The sequence below is a fragment of the Bradyrhizobium sp. genome (genome assembly GCF_035652035.1).
Taxonomy (GTDB): domain Bacteria; phylum Pseudomonadota; class Alphaproteobacteria; order Rhizobiales; family Xanthobacteraceae; genus Bradyrhizobium.
Genome location: NZ_DASREO010000026.1, coordinates 65974 through 83742, shown reverse-complemented (window position 1 = coordinate 83742; position 17769 = coordinate 65974). Strand labels below are relative to the sequence as shown.

The following is a 17769-nucleotide window of genomic DNA, read 5'->3' as shown; positions in this document are numbered from 1 at the left end:
ACCCAGGCCACCAGCTCCTTGCGCAGCTCTTCCGTCGGATCGGTGCCGGCCATCAAGGTCACATAGGCATAGATGCCCTGGCCTTTGATGTCGTGGGGATAGCCGACCACGGCTGCCTCCGACACCAGCGCATGCGCCACCAGCGCGCTTTCGACCTCGGCCGTGCCCATGCGATGGCCGGAGACGTTGATCACGTCGTCGACGCGGCCGGTGATCCAGTAATAGCCGTCGGCATCGCGCCGGCAGCCGTCGCCGGTGAAGTATTTGCCCTTGTAGGTCGAGAAATAGGTCTGCTCAAAGCGGGCGTGATCGCCATAGACGGTGCGCATCTGGCCCGGCCAGGAGCGGGCGATGCAGAGATTGCCTGATGTCTCGCCCTCTAGCGTCTTGCCGTCGGCGTCAACGATCTCCGGCACCACACCGAAGAACGGCTGCGTCGCCGAGCCCGGTTTCAGCCTGGTCGCGCCCGGCAGCGGCGTGATCAGAATGCCGCCGGTTTCGGTCTGCCACCAGGTGTCGACGATCGGGCAGCGCTCGTCGCCGACCACGCGGTGATACCACTCCCAGGCCTCCGGATTGATCGGCTCGCCGACCGAGCCGAGCAGCCGCAAGCTGGCGCGCGAGGTCTTCTTCACCGGCTCGTCGCCGCCCTGCATCAGCGCGCGGATTGCGGTCGGTGCGGTGTAGAAGGTGTTGACCTTGTGCTTGTCGATGACATTCCAGAATCTGGAATTGTCGGGATAGTTCGGTACGCCCTCGAACATCAGCGTGGTCGCGCCATTGGCGAGCGGGCCGTAGACGATATAGCTGTGCCCGGTGACCCAGCCGACGTCGGCGGTGCACCAGTAGATGTCGCCGTCGTGATAGTCGAACACGTATTGATGGGTCATCGCGGCGAACAGGAGATAGCCGCCGGTGGTGTGCAGCACGCCCTTGGGCTGGCCGGTCGAGCCCGACGTATAGAGAATGAACAGCGGATCCTCGGCATGCATATGCTCGACCGGGCACTCCGTCGTCACCATGCTGGCTGCGTCGTGGTACCAGAGGTCGCGCGACGGCTTCATGTCGACCTTGCCGCCGGTGCGCTTGACCACCACGACCCAGTCGACGCCGTCGGTCTTGGCGAGTGCGGCATCGACATTGGCCTTCAGCGGCACCTTCTTGCCGCCACGCAGGCCTTCGTCGGCGGTGATGATCACCTTGGACTTGGCGTCGTTGATGCGCTGCGCGAGGCTGTCGGGCGAGAAACCCGCAAACACCACCGAGTGGATGGCGCCGATCCGCGCGCAGGCCAGCATGGCGTAGGCCGCCTCCGGAATCATCGGCAGGTAGATGGTGACGCGGTCACCCTTCTTGACGTTGCGGGTGCGCAGGATATTGGCCATCCGGCACACTTCGTCATGCAGTTCCTTGTAGGTGATGTGCTTCGACTGTGAGGGATCGTCACCCTCCCAGATGATGGCGGTCTGGTTGGCGCGGGTGTGGAGGTGGCGGTCGATGCAGTTGGCGGCCGCATTGAGCACGCCGTCCTCAAACCATTTGATGGAGATATTGCCCGGTGCAAACGACCAGTTGCTGATCTTGTGCGGGGTCTTCATCCAGTCCAGGCGCTTGGCTTGCTCGGCCCAGAAGCCGTCGGGGTCCGAGAGCGAGCGTGCGTACATTTCCTTGTATTTGCCCTGGTCGACCCAGGCCCGTTTCGACCACTCGGCCGGCACGTCGTAAACTGACTCTTCAATGCCCAATGCCACGGCTCACTCCTAAGACTGATCGTGTTTCAGTCCAGACCCCGATTCCAAGAAGGTCGTCACGATATTAATCTGATCCGGCGCCATCAGCGGCGGCACGTGCCCACAATTGTCGAACTGAAAGACTTCCGCTTGCCGGTTGCGCTTCCTCATCTCAAGCATCAAAGCGCGCGACAACAGATCTGAACTCGCCCCACGCAGCACCAATATTGGCACGCTGATCGCCTCCCAATATTTCCATAGGTCCAGCGCCGGGTAGTACCATGGCAGCTTGAAACCTTTTGCGATGGCGGGGTCGCAGAGCACAGCGTGTTGCCTACGTTCCGCGTCGCTACGAAGGCTGTGGACTGTCAGATGACGCCAATGCGCGTCGGACAGATAACCGTAGGGCGCCAGCACTTTGCGAAAGTACGTTTCGCCCTCCTCCAAGGTGGAGAACGATGACGGCATATTGCCAATATACTGGCCGATCCGCTGAAGTCCCGTGGAGGTGACATAGGGTCCAATATCGTTGATCACGAGCTTGCGGACGACACCACCCGAAAACCCAGCCATCACCATGCCGACCAGGCCGCCGAGCGAGGTCCCGACCCAATCGACTTCCTGAATGCCCAGACGCGCAATCAGCGCATTCATATCGGCGCAGTATTGCGGGAGGGAATAGTGATCCGGTTCACGGAGCCATCCGCTGCGACCTCTCCCCGGGAGATCGGGACAGATCACGCGACGGCCTTTCGCCGCGAGCTCGGCCGCTAGGTAGTCAAAATCCCTACCCTGCCGAGTCAAACCATGCAGGCAGATCACAGGCCGCGGATCGTCGAGCGGCCCCCAATCGACGTAAGCGATCTTGTGAAACCCGGACGGGGAGAGCCCGAGCAGCACGTCCTCGCGGTCGGGCTGCAGGGGTCCTGGGACGCGGGCCGCATTTCCTGAAATCAGATTTTTCGGTCTCATCGGGGGCTCTGTCAGACAGCCGATTTCGAACGACACGCAGCTCTTTGCTGCTGCATTTGGAGAAGGGCCGAGATGCTGCTCTCAGGACTTCCAGCTCTTGCGCATTTCCTCGAAGTTATCCGCCATTCGTTGCTTGACTTGCTCGAATGCATCCTTATTGGACTTCGAAGTCATCTCCGCGAGTTCTCGAGCGCTCGTCAAAGCTGCCTCAAACGATTTTGTCGCGAGCGCGCGCTGCTGCTCGGCGGAGAGCTTCATGTCCTTCAGCATCGAGGCAAGATGCTCGGAACCGGCACGCATGATCTCGAGCTGCCGTTGCGAAAACTCGGTCGCTGTCTCGTTGGACAGCTGTGCCGCCCTTGACATCGCCTCGATGGTCTTGCGCTGGCTCTCGACAAGAGCCGGAACGTCGAGATCGGGCAACCTGAAACTCTGGGCAAGCTTCTCCATCTGTTCCTTGAAGGCTTGAGAAAGCTTTTCGGCATCGAAAGACATCGTCTTCTCCATCGTTTACCAAAATCACTGAGCGGCAAATGCCTGGGACCGCGCAAAGCTTTGTGCTTCCGCCTGAGTTTCGAATATGTGCGGAGCCACCTGGCGCTCGGCGAGGCCTTCTCCGAGCTTCAACCGCATGAAGGCGCTGGTCGTATAGCGGGACGCGGAGCTGTAGTAACGTTTTTCAAGGTAGGCGATCATCGAAAAGTAAGTATCGCTCACGAGCGGCTCGAGATAGAAACCATCGTAATTTGCGATCAGCGCCACTGGCTTTCCGACCCCACGGCAGACTTTTTCGACCTCGCGCCGAACGAGGTCGACATCTTCGATTGTCTTGACGTCGAAACCCTCGAAGTTCACGAACAATATATTGCGCTCGGCGTCGTAGCTGAGGCGGTCCGCGAGGCTGCGGCCAAGGAGCGCATGATCCAGCCCCATGGGTTGGTCGCGGAAGATGCGGGGATCCATCGGCCGAACATTGCGGATCAGCGGCCTGAAATCCATCTGAGAAAGAACGTCGCGCTCGATCTCGACGCCTGGTGCAATTTCGATTAGTTCGAGTCCTGCCGCCGTTCGTTGCATAACGCACCGCTCGGTTACATAGAACACAGCTTGGCCCGTTTCGGCTGCATAATCTCCGCTGAAGGTGACCTGCTCCACATTGGCGAGGAATTTTCGCGCCGTGCCTTCGCGCAGGATGTGCACGGCGCCATCCTCGACCGCGATCTTCAGACCGCCGCTTGTGAATGTCCCGGCGAAAACAATCTTCTTTGCGCGCTGCGAGATGTTGATAAAGCCGCCAGCTCCGGCAAGCCGATGTGAGAATCGGCTGACATTCACATTGCCGGCTGCGTCCGCCTGCGCCATTCCGAGACACGCCAGGTCGAGTCCGCCGCCGTCGTAAAAATCGAACTGCTGGTTCTGATGAATCACCGCATCCGGATTGAGCGCAGTGCCGAAATTGAGCCCACCCTGCGGCATGCCTCCGATGATACCCGGCTCCGCCGTGAGCGTCAGGTATTTGAGCATATGCTCCTCGGCGGCCACAGCGGCAACGCCTTCTGGCATGCCGATCCCGAGGTTGACGACGCCGCCGGGAGGCAGTTCGAACGCGCAGCGGCGTGCGATGATCTTCCTTTCATCCAGCCCAAGCGGCTCGATCCGGTCCATCGGCACGCGCTGCCGGCCTGAAAAGGCGTGGTTATAGGACGTGCCATAGGTTTGCGGATGATTTTCCGCATCTGCGACAACGACGCAATCAACCAGGATGCCCGGGATCTGCACTTCGCGCGGATTGAGCGTATTGGCGGCAGCTATGCGCTCGACTTGCACGATGACAAAGCCGCGTGAGTTCTTGGCCGCCATCGCCATGGCAAGGTTGTCAAGGGTCAGCGCTTCGCGCTCCATGGTGATGTTGCCGGCGGGATCCGCGGTCGTGCCGCGCAAAATCGCGACATTGATCGGGAATGCCTTGTAGCGCAACCATTCCTCACCATCGATCTGCAGGAGCTCGACCAGATCTTCGGTTGTCTTCTCGTTGAGCTTGCCGCCTTCCAGCCGCGGATCGACGAAAGTTCGCAAACCCACCTTGGAAATGGTTCCGGGTCCGCGCGCGGCGATGCTGCGATAGAGATGTGAAATGCAACCGAGCGGCAAATTATAAGCCTCGATGCGATTGGCCAGGGCCAGCTCGCCGAGCTTCGGTACCAGCGCCCAGTGCCCGCCGACCACCCGCTTGACCAGACCGTCATGCGCAAGCCGGTTAAGGCCCCGCTCCCTGGAGTCGCCGGGAGCAGCGGCAAACAGCAAGGTCAGTTCAGACGGATGCCGGGTTTCGCGATAGCGTTTCTCGAGCGCAATCAGAAGCTCGTCCGGCGTACCGACACCGACAAATCCGGACGTGCAGACAGTGTCGCGATCGCGGACGATGGCAACCGCTTCATCGGCGGAGACGATCTTGTTCTTCATCGCCTCACCTCAATCCCTTTCCATCAACCATTTCGCTATACTCTTGCTCAAACGACCCTGCGACTTGCTGGACACGAACAAGCCAACATGGCCGCCAGGCAGAGGAATTTCAGTGTAGTCGTGGGTCCCAATCAGGGGACCGAGCGCCTTTGAGCAAGTCGGCGGAATGATGTGGTCATCCAGCGCGTAGACATTCAAGGTCGGCGCCGTGATGGCGTGGAGATCGACCTTCCGGCCGGACAACGCGAAAGCCCCCTTTGCCAGCCTATTGTTCTGATAGAGATCCTTCAGCCATTGCTTGGCAGCTTCGCCGGGATGGTGAGGCCGATCGGCCAGCCATTTCTCCATGCGCAGGAAATTCATCCACTTCGCCTCGTCGTCGGCAACGTCAATGAGATCGATGTTGTATTTGGTCAGCGAACGCATCGGTGTCATCATCGAGAATACCGAGCTCATGAACTCGCCTGGCAGCACGCCGTAGGCGTCGACAAGATTGTCGACGTCGGCGCTTCGGAGACTCCGTGTCCAGATATTCAGGAACCCATGATGTTCGGCCGGGTCCTCACTGTCGGCATGGAAGTCGATCGGTGTGATGGTCAAGACCAGGTTTTTGACTTTGTCGGGGTGCAGGGCCGCATAACAGGTCGTGAACACACCGCCTTCGCAAATGCCGAGCAGAGTTACCCGATCATGACCAGTCTCCCGGCAAATGCGCTCGACGGCCGCATGGATGTAGTCATCGACATAGTCATCGATTTTGAGCCAGCGCTCCGTGCGGCCTGGCCTGCCCCAATCGATCAGCCAGAGATCGAGCCCCTCCGAAAGCAGACTGCGGATCAACGATCGATCGGGCTGAAGATCGGCCATCGTGTAGCGGCCTATCAGACCATAGGCCACCAGGACCGGTACCTTGACGGAATTGGCTGCGATCGGCTCGTAGCGAAACAGCTCGACTTTGTCGCGACGCATGACGAGCTGCTTTGGAGTGGCGCCGACATCGACATCCTCGTCCTTGATCTTGACGAGACTCTCGGCTGCCTTTCCCAACTTGGCCGCAGCATCCGCGAAATCGCGGATCATCCGTGCTGCCGGACTATCATCACTCATCGCGGCTCTCGTTTTTTCCAGTCGGTCCAGACCCGTCCTGCGCGCCGCGGGCAAGCGCACGCACCTCGCGGCGCAGCTCCGTCAACTGCCGGGTCACTTCGTCGAATTCGCTTTGCGTTGGGACGCTGAACAGCGCCGACACCGTTTCGCTGAGCTCAGTCTGGGATTTTCGGAACTCGATGCCTGCGTGAAGCAATTCTCGCTGGGCATGCAGAAATTGCTCTGATCGTTGATGATGGACCAGCTCTTCATTGGCAAAGGCACTCCAGGCGGCAAACTCCTCGCGCCAGCTCCGTGACTTGGCCTTGCCTTCTTGCCGTGGCGCGGCCTCGTTATAGCGCTCGAGCGCACGCATCCACGGCTTTGAGGCAACTGCGTTATAGGCGACCAATTTCTGTCGCATCCGACTCCAGGCAACGAATGCATTCATCAGCTTGCGGTCGATGTCCCAGACATCGGCCAGCTTCGGTCCTTGCGCAAGCCGCTCGATGGCGTCGCCCAGCTCATCGCCGAAGCCTGACCTCTTTTCCGCCGCGCGCGCGACGATGAACGGCAGCACCGACTTCGACCATGCTTCCCCCAGGTCAGTCGAGAAGTCCGCGACTTTTCGCCAGTTCTCGCTCCACTGAGCCATGGCGTCGGCTATCGCATCGGTGTTCTTGCTTTCTTCCATCGCGACCTACTCGGCAGCAGCCACCCTGTTTCCATATGCCTCCGTGTAGATCGCAAGCGCGTCGTCGTAGTGCACTTCGCGGGGATTGTTGACGAGCAGCCGCGTTTGCTTCATCGCGTCCTCGGCAAGCTTCTTCAGGTCGCCTGCACCGATGCCGACGTCGGCGAGTGACGGCGGCACCTTGCAGTCGCGGCAAATCGCGGCCATCGCATCGACGAATAGCCGTGCTTGCTGAGCGACAGTAAGCCCCACGGTGCGGGGATCGACGATCGGCGCCAATTCGGCATAAAGCGGCTCGGCCTCGGGCAGGTTGAAGCGCAGCACTTGCGACAGCACCAGCGCATTCGACAACCCGTGCGGGACGTGGAAGATCGCCCCGATCGGATAGGCCAGCGCATGGACAGCGGCAACCGGGGCATTGGCAAACGCCATGCCGGCAAGCATCGAGCCAAGCAGCATCTGCGAACGCGCTTCGAGGTCGCGTCCATTCTCGCAGACCTTTCGCACATTGGCCGACAGCAGCGCGAGGGCCTGGCGCGCCAATTGGTCCGACATGGGATTCTTCTTGTGCTTGCTGGTATAGGCCTCGATCGCGTGCACCATGGCGTCGATTCCGGTCGCCGCCGTGACGGGCGCGGGCAGGCCCAACGTCAGTTCAGGATCGAGAATGGCCCAATCCGGAATCAGCACCGGAGAGACCACACCTTTCTTTTCGGTTGTCGGCGTGGTCACGATCGAGATCGGCGTCACCTCCGAGCCGGTGCCCGCCGTGGTCGGCGCAAGCAAAAGCGGCAGACGTTTACCTTTCGCGAGGCCGACGCCGTAAATGTCGTCGAGCCGCTCGGGTGTCTTCGCGAGATAAGCGACGAGCTTGGCCGTGTCGAGCGCGCTGCCGCCCCCGATCGACAGCACGAGATCAATCTCGCTGGCGCGGCAGACGTCGACAGCCGCTTCGATGACATGCGAGGGTGGATCGGCAACGACATCCTCGAAAATACTGACTTCGATTTTCGCTGCCGCGAGCGATGCCTCGGCATCTCTTGTCAGTCCGGCCGCACGTACCCCCTTGTCCGTGACCAGCATGACGCGGCGCGCATCAAAGCGCGCGGCAAGCTCACCCATCTTGCCGCAGGCTCCGGGCTCGAACAGAATGTTCGACGGCGCCTGAAAGGTGAAATTTCCGACCATCCTTCTCTCCTTCTCCTTCGCCGAACGCGACCGGCTTGACACTGGTCCTGCGCCGGGCAACGAGCCGTGCCGCTAGGCGTGCTCTTTACCCAGCTTGCGATTGCGAAGTTCCTCGACGAGCACGCGCGTATTTTCGGAGTAATCGATCGCGACATCGACCAGATGGACACCGCCGCCCTTGAAGGCGGCTTCCAGCGTCGGCAGCAGGGCGTCGACGGACGTGACCTTGGATCCTTTGGCACCGTAGGCCTCCGCATAGCGGACGAAGTCAGGGTTGCCGAATGTGAGGCCGAAATCCGGGAAGCTGTCGACCGCCTGTTTCCAGCGAATCATTCCGTAAGCACCGTCATTGAGGATCAGCACGACGAGATTGAGCTTGAGCCGCACTGCAGTCTCCAGCTCCTGGCTGTTCATCATGAACCCGCCGTCACCGCAGACCGCCATAACCCGACGCTCGGGATAGAGCATTGCCGCCATCATCGCCGACGGCAGCCCGGCGCCCATGGTCGCAAGCGCGTTGTCGAGCAGCAGCGTGTTGGCCACATAGGTTCGGTAGTTGCGTGCGAACCATATTTTGTACATGCCATTGTCGAGCGCAACGATGCCGTTTTCGGGGATCACCTGGCGTACGTCGTGGACCAGCCGCTGCGGCGTGACCGGAAAACGGCTCTCGGTGGCGCGGTCGGTCACCCTGCTGAGGATGCTCTCGCGCAACGACAACAAAGTCTTGGCGTTAGGCAGCTTGCCTTCGACGCGGTCCGCGAGCAATTCAAGGCTCGGGCCGACGTCGCCGACGACCTCCGCATGCGGGAAATAAACCTGCTCCACATTCGCCGGCATGTAGCTGACATGAATAACCTTCGGCCCTGTCGGTCCCATGATGAACGGCGGCTTCTCAATCGTGTCGTGACCGATAGCGATGATCAGATCGGCCTGATCGATAGCCTCGTGCACATAATCGCGCTCAGACAGCGCCGTGGTCCCCATGTACAGCATGGTGCCGCCGGGTACCGTCCCCTTGCCCATCTGCGTCGTAAAGAAGGGAATGCCGGTGCGGCGCACGAAGCCGGCGATCCCGAAGGTCGAACGAGGTCGGCTTGCCGCAGCGCCCAGCATGATCAGCGGCCGCTTTGCGGCCAAGATGATTTCGGCGGCGCGATCGAGCGCCGCTCGATGAGCGACGGGAATTTCGATCGGATGAATCGGAACCATCTGCACCGGTTCGATCTCGTCGCCCGCGATGTCCTCCGGCAGCTCGAGGTGAACCGGTCCCGGGCGTTCTTCCATCGCGACGCGAAACGCATCGCGCACCAGCGTCGGGATGCTTGCCGCGCTCACAATCTGACGCGACAGCTTGGTCAGCGGCCTCATCGAGCCGATCACATCCACGATCTGAAAGCGCGCCTGGCGACTGCTCATGATCGCCTTCTGTCCGGTGAGCAGCAACATTGGCATGGCGCCGAGATGCGCGTAGGCGGCACCCGTCGAGAAGTTGAGCGCCCCCGGCCCCAGTGTCGCGATGCAGACACCCGGACGACCAGTGAGACGGCCGTGAGTGGCCGCCATGAAGGCGGCCGCCTGCTCGTGCCGGGTCAATACCAGTTCGATCTTCGAGTTGCGGAGCGACTCCACCACGTCGAGATTCTCTTCGCCGGGTACTCCGAAGATACGGTCGACGCCCTCATGCTCCAGAGCTGCAACAAGTAAATCCGAACCCTTCACCATTATTCACTCCTTGATTGTCCCGATCGCCTTGTCCGCCAGGCAAATGGAAACATTCCTGTATCGACGTCTGACAGCCGCCAGCTTTAGTGCGCAAGGCGCTTGACGATGGCCGTCGCGAAATCCCTGGTGCTTGCCTTACCCCCGAGATCGCTGGTTCGAACGTTGTCGACCTGCAGCGTCTGCTCCACTGCGGTCTGCAGCCGCCCGGCAAGGTCCGTCCTGCCGACATGCTTCAGCATCAATCCCGCGGCCAACAGGAGCGCAAGCGGGTTGGCCACGCCCTTGCCGGCGATATCAGGAGCCGATCCATGCACGGCTTCGAAGATGGCGGCGCGCTCGCCGATATTCGCACCGGGCGCCATGCCGAGCCCGCCCACCAGGCCCGACATCTGGTCGGAGAGAATGTCGCCGAACAAGTTCGTGGTGACGATGACGTCGAACTGCCAGGGGTTCATGACGAGTTGCATGGCGCAAGCATCGACGATGCGATCGTCCATCGCCACCCGCCCCTCGTATTCCTTTGCAATTTCGCGCCCCGCCTGCAAAAACAGCCCGGTCAGAGCCTTCAGGACATTGGCCTTGTGAACCACCGTCACCTTCTTGCGGCTATGGCTGAGCGCATACTCGAAGGCGAACCGCACGATGCGTCGAGCCTCCGCATGCGTGTTGACGCCGGACGATATGGCAACGGCATGCGGATCGTCACCGACCGCTATGAAATGTTCGAACGCGACATAGAGGCCTTCGATGTTCTCGCGTATGAGGACCAGGTCGATATTCTCATAGCGCCCGCCGGGCACCATGGTTTTCACAGGCCGCAAATTGGCATAAAGCCCGAACTCTTCGCGCAAACGGACGTTCACCGAGCGGAAGCCGCCGCCAACCGGCGTCGTCAACGGCCCCTTCAATGCAAGTCTTGTACGACGGATGCTGTCGATCAGAGAACCTGGCAGCGGATCGCCGGCGCTTTCGATCCCGGCCATGCCACCTTGCTGAATGTCCCAGTCAAACGGCGCGCCCAGCGCGTCGAGCACCTTTGTCACCGCTTCCGTGATCTCCGGGCCTATCCCGTCGCCGGGAATCAACGTTGCTGGAATCCTGTCCGACATGATTGCAAATCCCCCTTGAGCCTGGTTGCGATAACGAATCAAACTCAGTGAGCCCCGCTCAATGCAGTCGTGGCGGGTTGCTCGCTACCACGGCTCAACACCAGAACCAGGACGCATCCAATGGCAGAGAGTGCGGCCAGCGGCATCAGACCGAGCGCGTAGCTGCCTGTTGCGTCCTTGATCGCGCCGAGCATGTAGCTTCCGAAAAAGCCGCCGAGATTGCCGATCGCATTGACCTGGGCGATCGCTGCTGCGGCCACGCCAGCCGACATCCATTCCGTCGAAAGCGCCCAGAACGGTCCCTTGACGATGTAGGTCGCTGTCACCGCGACGCAGAGGATGATGATCGTGGGCGTCAAGGCATCAGTCAGGGGGGCGCAGGCCAGACTCGCAGCGAGCAGCGCAAGCGGCACCGCGGTGTGCCATTTGCGCTCGCGCATCCTGTCGGAATTGCGTCCCCACACCAGCATCAGCAGTGAGGCGACACCGAAAGGTATCGAATTCAGAAGGCCGGTCTGCATATTGGTCAGGCCGAACGACTTGATGATCTGCGGCTGCCACAGCGACAGGCACTGGCTTGCGCCGGAGGCGCCGGCGTAGATCAGCGATGCGGCGAGCACGTATTTGTTGGACATCACCTGCCAAAGCGAGAGATGCGCGACCCGGGTCGCCGGCGAGGAACGCTCTTCGGTCAGCCGGTTGGCGAGCCATTGCCGTTGCGGTTCGGTCAGCCATTTGGCACCAGCCGGCCCGTCGGCGAGAAAGAAGAATGAGATGACTCCCAAAATCACGGCAGGGATCGCCTCCAGCACGAACATCCATTGCCAGCCGTGGAGACCAGCGAACCCGTCGAGCTGAAGCAGGCTGGCGGAAATCGGCGAGCCGAGGAAGCTCGAGAGCGGGATCGCCACCATGAACAGCGCGACGATTCGGCCACGGTATTCGGACGGAAACCAGTAGGTGAGATAGAGGATCACGCCGGGAAAGAAGCCGGCCTCAGCCGCGCCGAGGAGCATCCGCACCACGTAGAAGGAATAGGGCCCCACCACCAGCGCCATGCAGCCGGAGACGATGCCCCAGGAAATCATGATCCGCGCGATCCAGATGCGGGCGCCGACCTTGGCCATCGCGAGATTGCTGGGGACCTCGAAGATCACGTAAGTGATGTAGAACAGCCCGCCGCCGAGACCGAATGCCGCTGCCGACAAACCGATGTCGTGATTCATCTGGAGAGCCGCGAAGCCGGCGTTCACGCGATCGACGAAGGCGATGAAATAGCAAAGCATCAGGAATGGGATGATACGCAAGGTGACGCGACGCATGGTCGCGATTTCCAGTTCCGATCGTTCATTCAATTCAATAGGCATATCCATTCCCCCCATCGACCTGCTTCATGCCGCGAGTTGACGCAGCACGTAGGGCAGGATGCCACCGTGCTTGAAGTAGTTCAGCTCATCGACCGTATCGATGCGACATGTCAGCGGGACCTGCTTCACGGCGCCGTTGGTCATGGTGATTTCGACCGTCATCTTCTGACGCGGCGAGATATCCGCCAGCCCGCGAATCGATACTGTCTCCGCGCCAGTCAGCCCGAGGCTTTTCCAAGACGTTCCCTGTTCGAAGACAAGCGGTATGATGCCCATTCCGACAAGATTGGAGCGATGGATGCGCTCAAAGCTCTGCGCAATGACTGCGCGCACGCCGAGCAGCTTTGTCCCTTTGGCGGCCCAATCGCGCGAGGAGCCGTTGCCGTATTCGACACCCGCGAAAACCACGAGTGGCACACCCTCGTTCTGGTATCGCATCGCCGCATCGAAGATCGACATCCGCTCGCCAGACGGCTGATGTACCGCCCAACCGCCTTCGGGCGGATTGCCGTCCTTGTCCTTCACGGAAAAATTCTTGATGCGAATGTTGGCGAATGTGCCGCGAACCATCACCTCGTGATTGCCGCGCCGCGTGCCGTATTGATTGAAGTCCTCGACGCGTACCTGCTTGTCACGCAGGAACTGACCCGCGGGCGAAGCGGCCTTGATCGAGCCGGCCGGCGAAATGTGATCGGTCGTGATCTTGTCGCCGAACAGGCCAAGGATGCGGGCGCCGACGACGTCGCGGATCGGTGTCGACGTCATGGTCATGCCTTCGAAGTAAGGCGGGTTCTGCACATAGGTCGATGACATGTTCCAGCGATAGGTCAGGCCGGTCGCCACCTTGACCGCCTTCCAGTTCGCATCGCCTTCGAAGACGCCGGCATATTTCGACTCGAACATCGTGCGCGTGATGTTATCGCGGATGAAACACTCGATTTCCGCATTCGAGGGCCAGATGTCCTTCAGATAGACCGGTGCGCCGTCCGAACCGGTGCCGAGCGGTTCATTCAGGAGATCGACCTGCAGCGAGCCCGCGAGCGCATAGGCGACGACCAGCGGCGGCGAGGCCAAGTAGTTGGCCTGGACGTCAGGCGAGACGCGTCCTTCGAAATTGCGGTTGCCGGACAGCACGGCCGCAGCGACAGCCTCATTGTCATTGATCGATTTAGATATCTCGGCCGGCAGCGGACCCGAATTGCCGATGCAGGTCGTGCAGCCGAAGCCGACCAGATAGAAGCCGAGCGCATCGAGGTCCTTTTGCAGGCCTGACTTTTCCAGATATTCGGCAACCACCTGCGAGCCCGGTGCGAGCGACGTCTTGACCCAAGGTTTCGCCGTCAGGCCTTTTCGCGCCGCGTTGCGCGCCAGCAGGCCTGCACCGATCAGCACCGAAGGGTTGGATGTGTTGGTGCAGGACGTGATGGCCGCGATGACGACGTGGCCGTGCCCCAGCTTGAACTCCTTGCCTTCGACGGCAAACTGCTTTTTGGATTCACCCGCCTTGCGGTACTCGCTCTCCAGAGCCGCAAGGAAATTGGACTTGGCATCGCTGAGGCCAACGCGGCCTTCGGGACGTTTAGGACCAGCAAGCGATGGAACGACGTCATCGAGATTCAATTCCAGCGTATCGGTGAAGATCGGGTCTGGCACGCCCGGCGTCCTGAACAGGCCCTGCGCCTTGGCATAGGCCTCGACCAGGGCGATCCGTTCGCTCGCGCGTCCCGACAGGTTGAGATAGTTCAACGTTTCCTGGTCGATCGGGAAGAAGCCGCAGGTCGCGCCATATTCCGGTGCCATGTTACTGATGGTGGCGCGATCGGCCAGCGTCATATGGTCGAGGCCGGATCCGAAAAACTCGACGAACTTGCCGACTACGCCCTTCTTGCGCAGCAGTTGTGTGACTGTGAGCACGAGATCGGTCGCAAGAACGCCTTCGCGCAATTTTCCGGTCAGCTTGAAGCCGATCACCTGCGGCACCAGCATCGATAAGGGCTGGCCGAGCATTGCCGCCTCGGCCTCGATGCCGCCGACACCCCATCCGAGCACGGCAAGGCCATTGGCCATGGTCGTGTGGCTATCGGTGCCGACCAGCGTGTCGGGATAGGCGTAGGTCTTACTGCCCTGCTTCGAGGTCCAGACCGTCTGGGCGAGATATTCGAGGTTGACCTGGTGGCATATACCGGTACCGGGCGGCACCACGCGGAAATTGGTGAAGGCACCTTGTCCCCATTTGAGGAAATTGTAGCGCTCGCCGTTCTGCTGGTATTCACGCACGACATTGTCGTGAAGCGCGCGCGAATTGCCGAAATGATCGACGACAACGGAATGATCGATGACCAGATCGACCGGCACCAACGGGTTGATCCGCGAGGGATCACCGCCCAGCTTCTCCATGCCGTCGCGCATTGCCGCCAGATCGACCACGGCCGGGACGCCGGTGAAATCCTGCATCAACACGCGTGCCGGACGAAAGCCGATCTCGGTACCGGCCGCGCCGCGGTCTTGCGGCCATCGCGCCATCGCCTCGATGTCAGCCCGTGTCACCGACTGGCCGTCCTCGAAGCGCAGCAGGTTTTCCAGCAGGACCTTCAGCGAGAATGGAAGGCGTGAGATGCCCGCCAGGCCATTCTTCTCCGCGTCCGGCAACGAGCGATAGATGTAGGTCCGGTCACCGACGACCAACGCCTTCTCGCACGTGAAACTGTCTTGGATAGCCATGAGCGAATCCCTTTCAAATCGGAGACGCTATTTGAGATAACCCATGATCAAGAGAACCAGCGTGATGGTCACGGCGCCGCCGATGCGGGTCGCGATCTGAGCAAATGGCATCAACTGCATGCGATTCGCGGCCGTCAGGATGGCGACGTCGCCGGTGCCGCCTTGCCCGCTATGGCAGGCGTTCACGATTGCGGTTTCGATCGGATACATCTTCATCAACCGCCCGACGACGAAACCGGTTGCCATGATGGTCACGACAGTGGATACGATTGTGATGATGTTGGCGGGGTGGAACGCCGCGACCAGCTTGTCCCATGGCGTCAACGCGACGCCGATGGCAAACAGGAGCGGATAGGTCATGCTGGTACGAACGAATTCGTAGACCACGAGCCCACCCTGCTGCAGCTCGGGCGACACCGCGCGCGTCAGCTTGGCAAGCACCGCCAGAAACAGCATCGCCACCGGCGCTGGCAGTCCAATCAGGTGATTGAGGAGAACGCCGAGAAGATAGAGCGCGATCGCCGTGAGGCCGGCAGCCGCGACCGTGCTAGCGCCGACATGTCCGACGGGTTTCTCTTCCCCGCCCTCCTCGTGAACGGCCTGGATATCAGTTCCGTCATCCGTGTGAGGCTGCAATCGCCCTTCGCCGGTCAGGCTCGGATATTTCTTGCCGACAACATTGAGCATGCCCGAAAGCAGGATGGCCGTCAGGCTTCCGAGCATTACTGGCGGAAGGACCTGCGCGAACACCTCGCCTTGCGGCACACCGCTCAGCGCGGCATATCCGATGGAGAGCGGAATCGCGCCCTCGCCAACACCACCCGCCATGATCGGTACCACGACGTAGAAGAATGTGTGCGAAGCGCCTAGACCGAGGGCAGTGCCGACCAGGGTCCCGACGACCACGGCTACGATGGTGCCAACCGCAAGCGGCACAAATATTTTGAGAAAACCGCGGATCAGGACATCGCGATCCATGGCAAAGATGCTGCCCACGATGATGGACGCGATGAAAAGATAGAGGAAATTGGTGGATTTGGTGAAGTCGATGACGGCCTTGTCGACCTGCGCCGGGATCAGATGATAGTAGGCCAGCGCAGAGGGAATAAAGGTCGCGAAAATCGCGCCCGCGCCGATGCTGCGCAGAACCGGGATTCGCTTGCCGATCTCGGCGCAAGTGAACCCGCCAAGCACGAGCACGACAATCATCGTCGGACCGTCCGACTTGATCTCGCCGAAATAGACAAGCCCGGCAATGATGAGGACAAGAAGAACATAGATCGGAACAGGAATTATTCCGATCCGAAAGGCCGTGATCCGCCACCAGCCCTCGGGCCAGAACGGGCTCGTGATCTTGGCATTCGATCCCGCAATGCCGGGTACCGGCGACGGAATACTGCCCGCGTCATGCGCTGACATGTTCGCTTCCCTCCCATCGTCTTTATCTGCAAGGACGAACACGTCGCCTCGCGACGGCAAAGGCCGGCGAGAAAGGCGGTCCTCCAAGTCTTGTTTTATTTTGGGGTCAGGATACGCCGCGCTACCTGTCAACAACCTGTCACGGGGACAGAATGCCAATCACTTCTGCAGCGCGTCCTTCCAGTCCTTCAGGAACCGATGGCGCTTGGCCTGGTCGAGGTAAGTCAAGAGATCGATGCTCAGTGCGATCGGACGCAACGCCCGCTCAGCATTCGCATAGCCCGGAATCGCCGGTTTCATATCTTCGCGGACCGATCCAAGCGAGTGCAGTGCGAGTAGGGCCTGACCGTCGCGGGACAGCAAGAAGTCGACGAAGCGTTCGGCCTGGGGCACGTGTTGCGCCAAACGCGGGATCAGAACGATCCGGGACATCATCAGCGTATAGTCGCTGGGGAAGATAACGCCGAGCTGATCATCATGTTTGGCTCGCTCCAGCGCATAAGAACCGGGAACATTATACGCCAGTATGAAGTCGCCGGCGGCCACGCGATCGATCATTGGTGCGGACGAGGTGTAGAGCTTGACGCCAACGCGCCCCATGGCTTCGACCAGCTTGAACGTCTGCTGCGTGATGCGCACATCCTGCGTGATGAACAACAGACCCGTTCCGCTCAATTCGGGATCGTAGGTAGCGATCTTGCCTTGAAATGCCGCAGGGTGCTCCGTCAAGAGGCGCAACAGGTCGGCATGGTCTTGCGGCACCATGGCGCCTTGAAGCAATCGCTTGTTGAAGATGATGACGACCGGCTCGGCGGTTACACCATACGCGCGATCCTTCCATTGCGCCCAGGCTGAGAGTTGCGCGAGCTCGGCGGGTTGATATTCGATGGCATAACCGTCGTTCGCGAGCTTGATCTGGAGATCCATGGCCGAGCTCCAGACAACATCGGCCGGGCTTTGCTCCCGCGCGGACTTGACGACACGATCAAACAGATCTCCGGAAACGATCTTGGAATAGTGAACGGATATGTCAGGATTTTTCTTCATGAACTCAGTGATCAACTCCGCGACTTCCGCAACGTTGGTGGTCGCTTCCACGACCAGCGGAATCTTCACCGTGTCGGCCTCACCTGCCGATACCGCAACTGCGAAATACAAACAAGCAGCGAGCCCGCACAGAAAGGCGAGTTGCCGATGCAATCGTCCCGCGACAGATCTCATAAGACTTGGCAATGTTTTGACGTCGTGGCGCATCTGAACTTACATTGACGCGTTTAGCAATGTTCGCCTCAAGT

13 protein-coding genes are annotated in these 17769 nt (G+C 60.4%); all 13 read right to left on the bottom strand.

Annotation, left to right across the window (positions count from 1 at the left end; all coding sequences use genetic code 11):
- On the bottom strand, positions 1-1739 hold a 1739-nt coding region (gene acs, locus VFB05_RS10165; RefSeq protein ID WP_325011754.1), incomplete at its 3' end, for an acetate--CoA ligase.
- A gap of 21 nt (positions 1740-1760) precedes the next feature.
- Complete coding sequence (locus VFB05_RS10160) at positions 1761-2702, bottom strand: alpha/beta hydrolase (protein ID WP_325011745.1); 942 nt, start codon at positions 2700-2702, stop codon at positions 1761-1763.
- A gap of 81 nt (positions 2703-2783) precedes the next feature.
- Positions 2784-3197, bottom strand: a complete 414-nt coding sequence (gene phaP, locus VFB05_RS10155) for a TIGR01841 family phasin (RefSeq protein WP_325011743.1) — start codon at positions 3195-3197, stop codon at positions 2784-2786.
- A 24-nt stretch (positions 3198-3221) separates the two neighbouring features.
- Complete coding sequence (locus VFB05_RS10150) at positions 3222-5165, bottom strand: acyl CoA:acetate/3-ketoacid CoA transferase (RefSeq protein ID WP_325011741.1); 1944 nt, start codon at positions 5163-5165, stop codon at positions 3222-3224.
- A 9-nt stretch (positions 5166-5174) separates the two neighbouring features.
- Entirely contained in the window at positions 5175-6272 is a 1098-nt protein-coding gene (gene phaC, locus VFB05_RS10145) for a class III poly(R)-hydroxyalkanoic acid synthase subunit PhaC (protein ID WP_325011739.1), read from the bottom strand.
- On the bottom strand, positions 6265-6945 hold the full coding sequence (locus tag VFB05_RS10140; protein ID WP_325011737.1) for a poly(R)-hydroxyalkanoic acid synthase subunit PhaE: 681 nt from the start codon (positions 6943-6945) through the stop codon (positions 6265-6267). The genes phaC and VFB05_RS10140 overlap by 8 nt, the downstream gene beginning before the upstream one ends.
- 6 nt (positions 6946-6951) lie before the next feature.
- Positions 6952-8133, bottom strand: coding sequence for an iron-containing alcohol dehydrogenase (locus tag VFB05_RS10135; protein ID WP_325011735.1), 1182 nt, complete (start codon positions 8131-8133; stop codon positions 6952-6954).
- A 72-nt stretch (positions 8134-8205) separates the two neighbouring features.
- Entirely contained in the window at positions 8206-9858 is a 1653-nt protein-coding gene (locus VFB05_RS10130; RefSeq protein ID WP_325011733.1) for an acetolactate synthase large subunit, read from the bottom strand.
- Positions 9859-9941: 83 nt separating this feature from the next.
- Entirely contained in the window at positions 9942-10967 is a 1026-nt protein-coding gene (locus VFB05_RS10125) for an isocitrate/isopropylmalate dehydrogenase family protein (RefSeq protein ID WP_325011731.1), read from the bottom strand.
- A 44-nt stretch (positions 10968-11011) separates the two neighbouring features.
- Positions 11012-12334, bottom strand: a complete 1323-nt coding sequence (locus VFB05_RS10120; protein WP_325011729.1) for an MFS transporter — start codon at positions 12332-12334, stop codon at positions 11012-11014.
- Positions 12335-12358: 24 nt separating this feature from the next.
- Positions 12359-15055 (bottom strand): aconitate hydratase AcnA, encoded by a 2697-nt coding sequence (gene acnA, locus VFB05_RS10115; RefSeq protein WP_325011727.1) that lies wholly within the window; start codon positions 15053-15055, stop codon positions 12359-12361.
- 27 nt (positions 15056-15082) lie between these two features.
- Positions 15083-16474 (bottom strand): 2-hydroxycarboxylate transporter family protein, encoded by a 1392-nt coding sequence (locus VFB05_RS10110; protein WP_325011725.1) that lies wholly within the window; start codon positions 16472-16474, stop codon positions 15083-15085.
- Positions 16475-16633: 159 nt separating this feature from the next.
- A complete protein-coding gene (locus VFB05_RS10105; RefSeq protein ID WP_325011723.1) occupies positions 16634-17632 on the bottom strand; it encodes an ABC transporter substrate-binding protein in 999 nt (332 codons plus the stop codon).
- Positions 17633-17769: the final 137 nt, after the last annotated feature.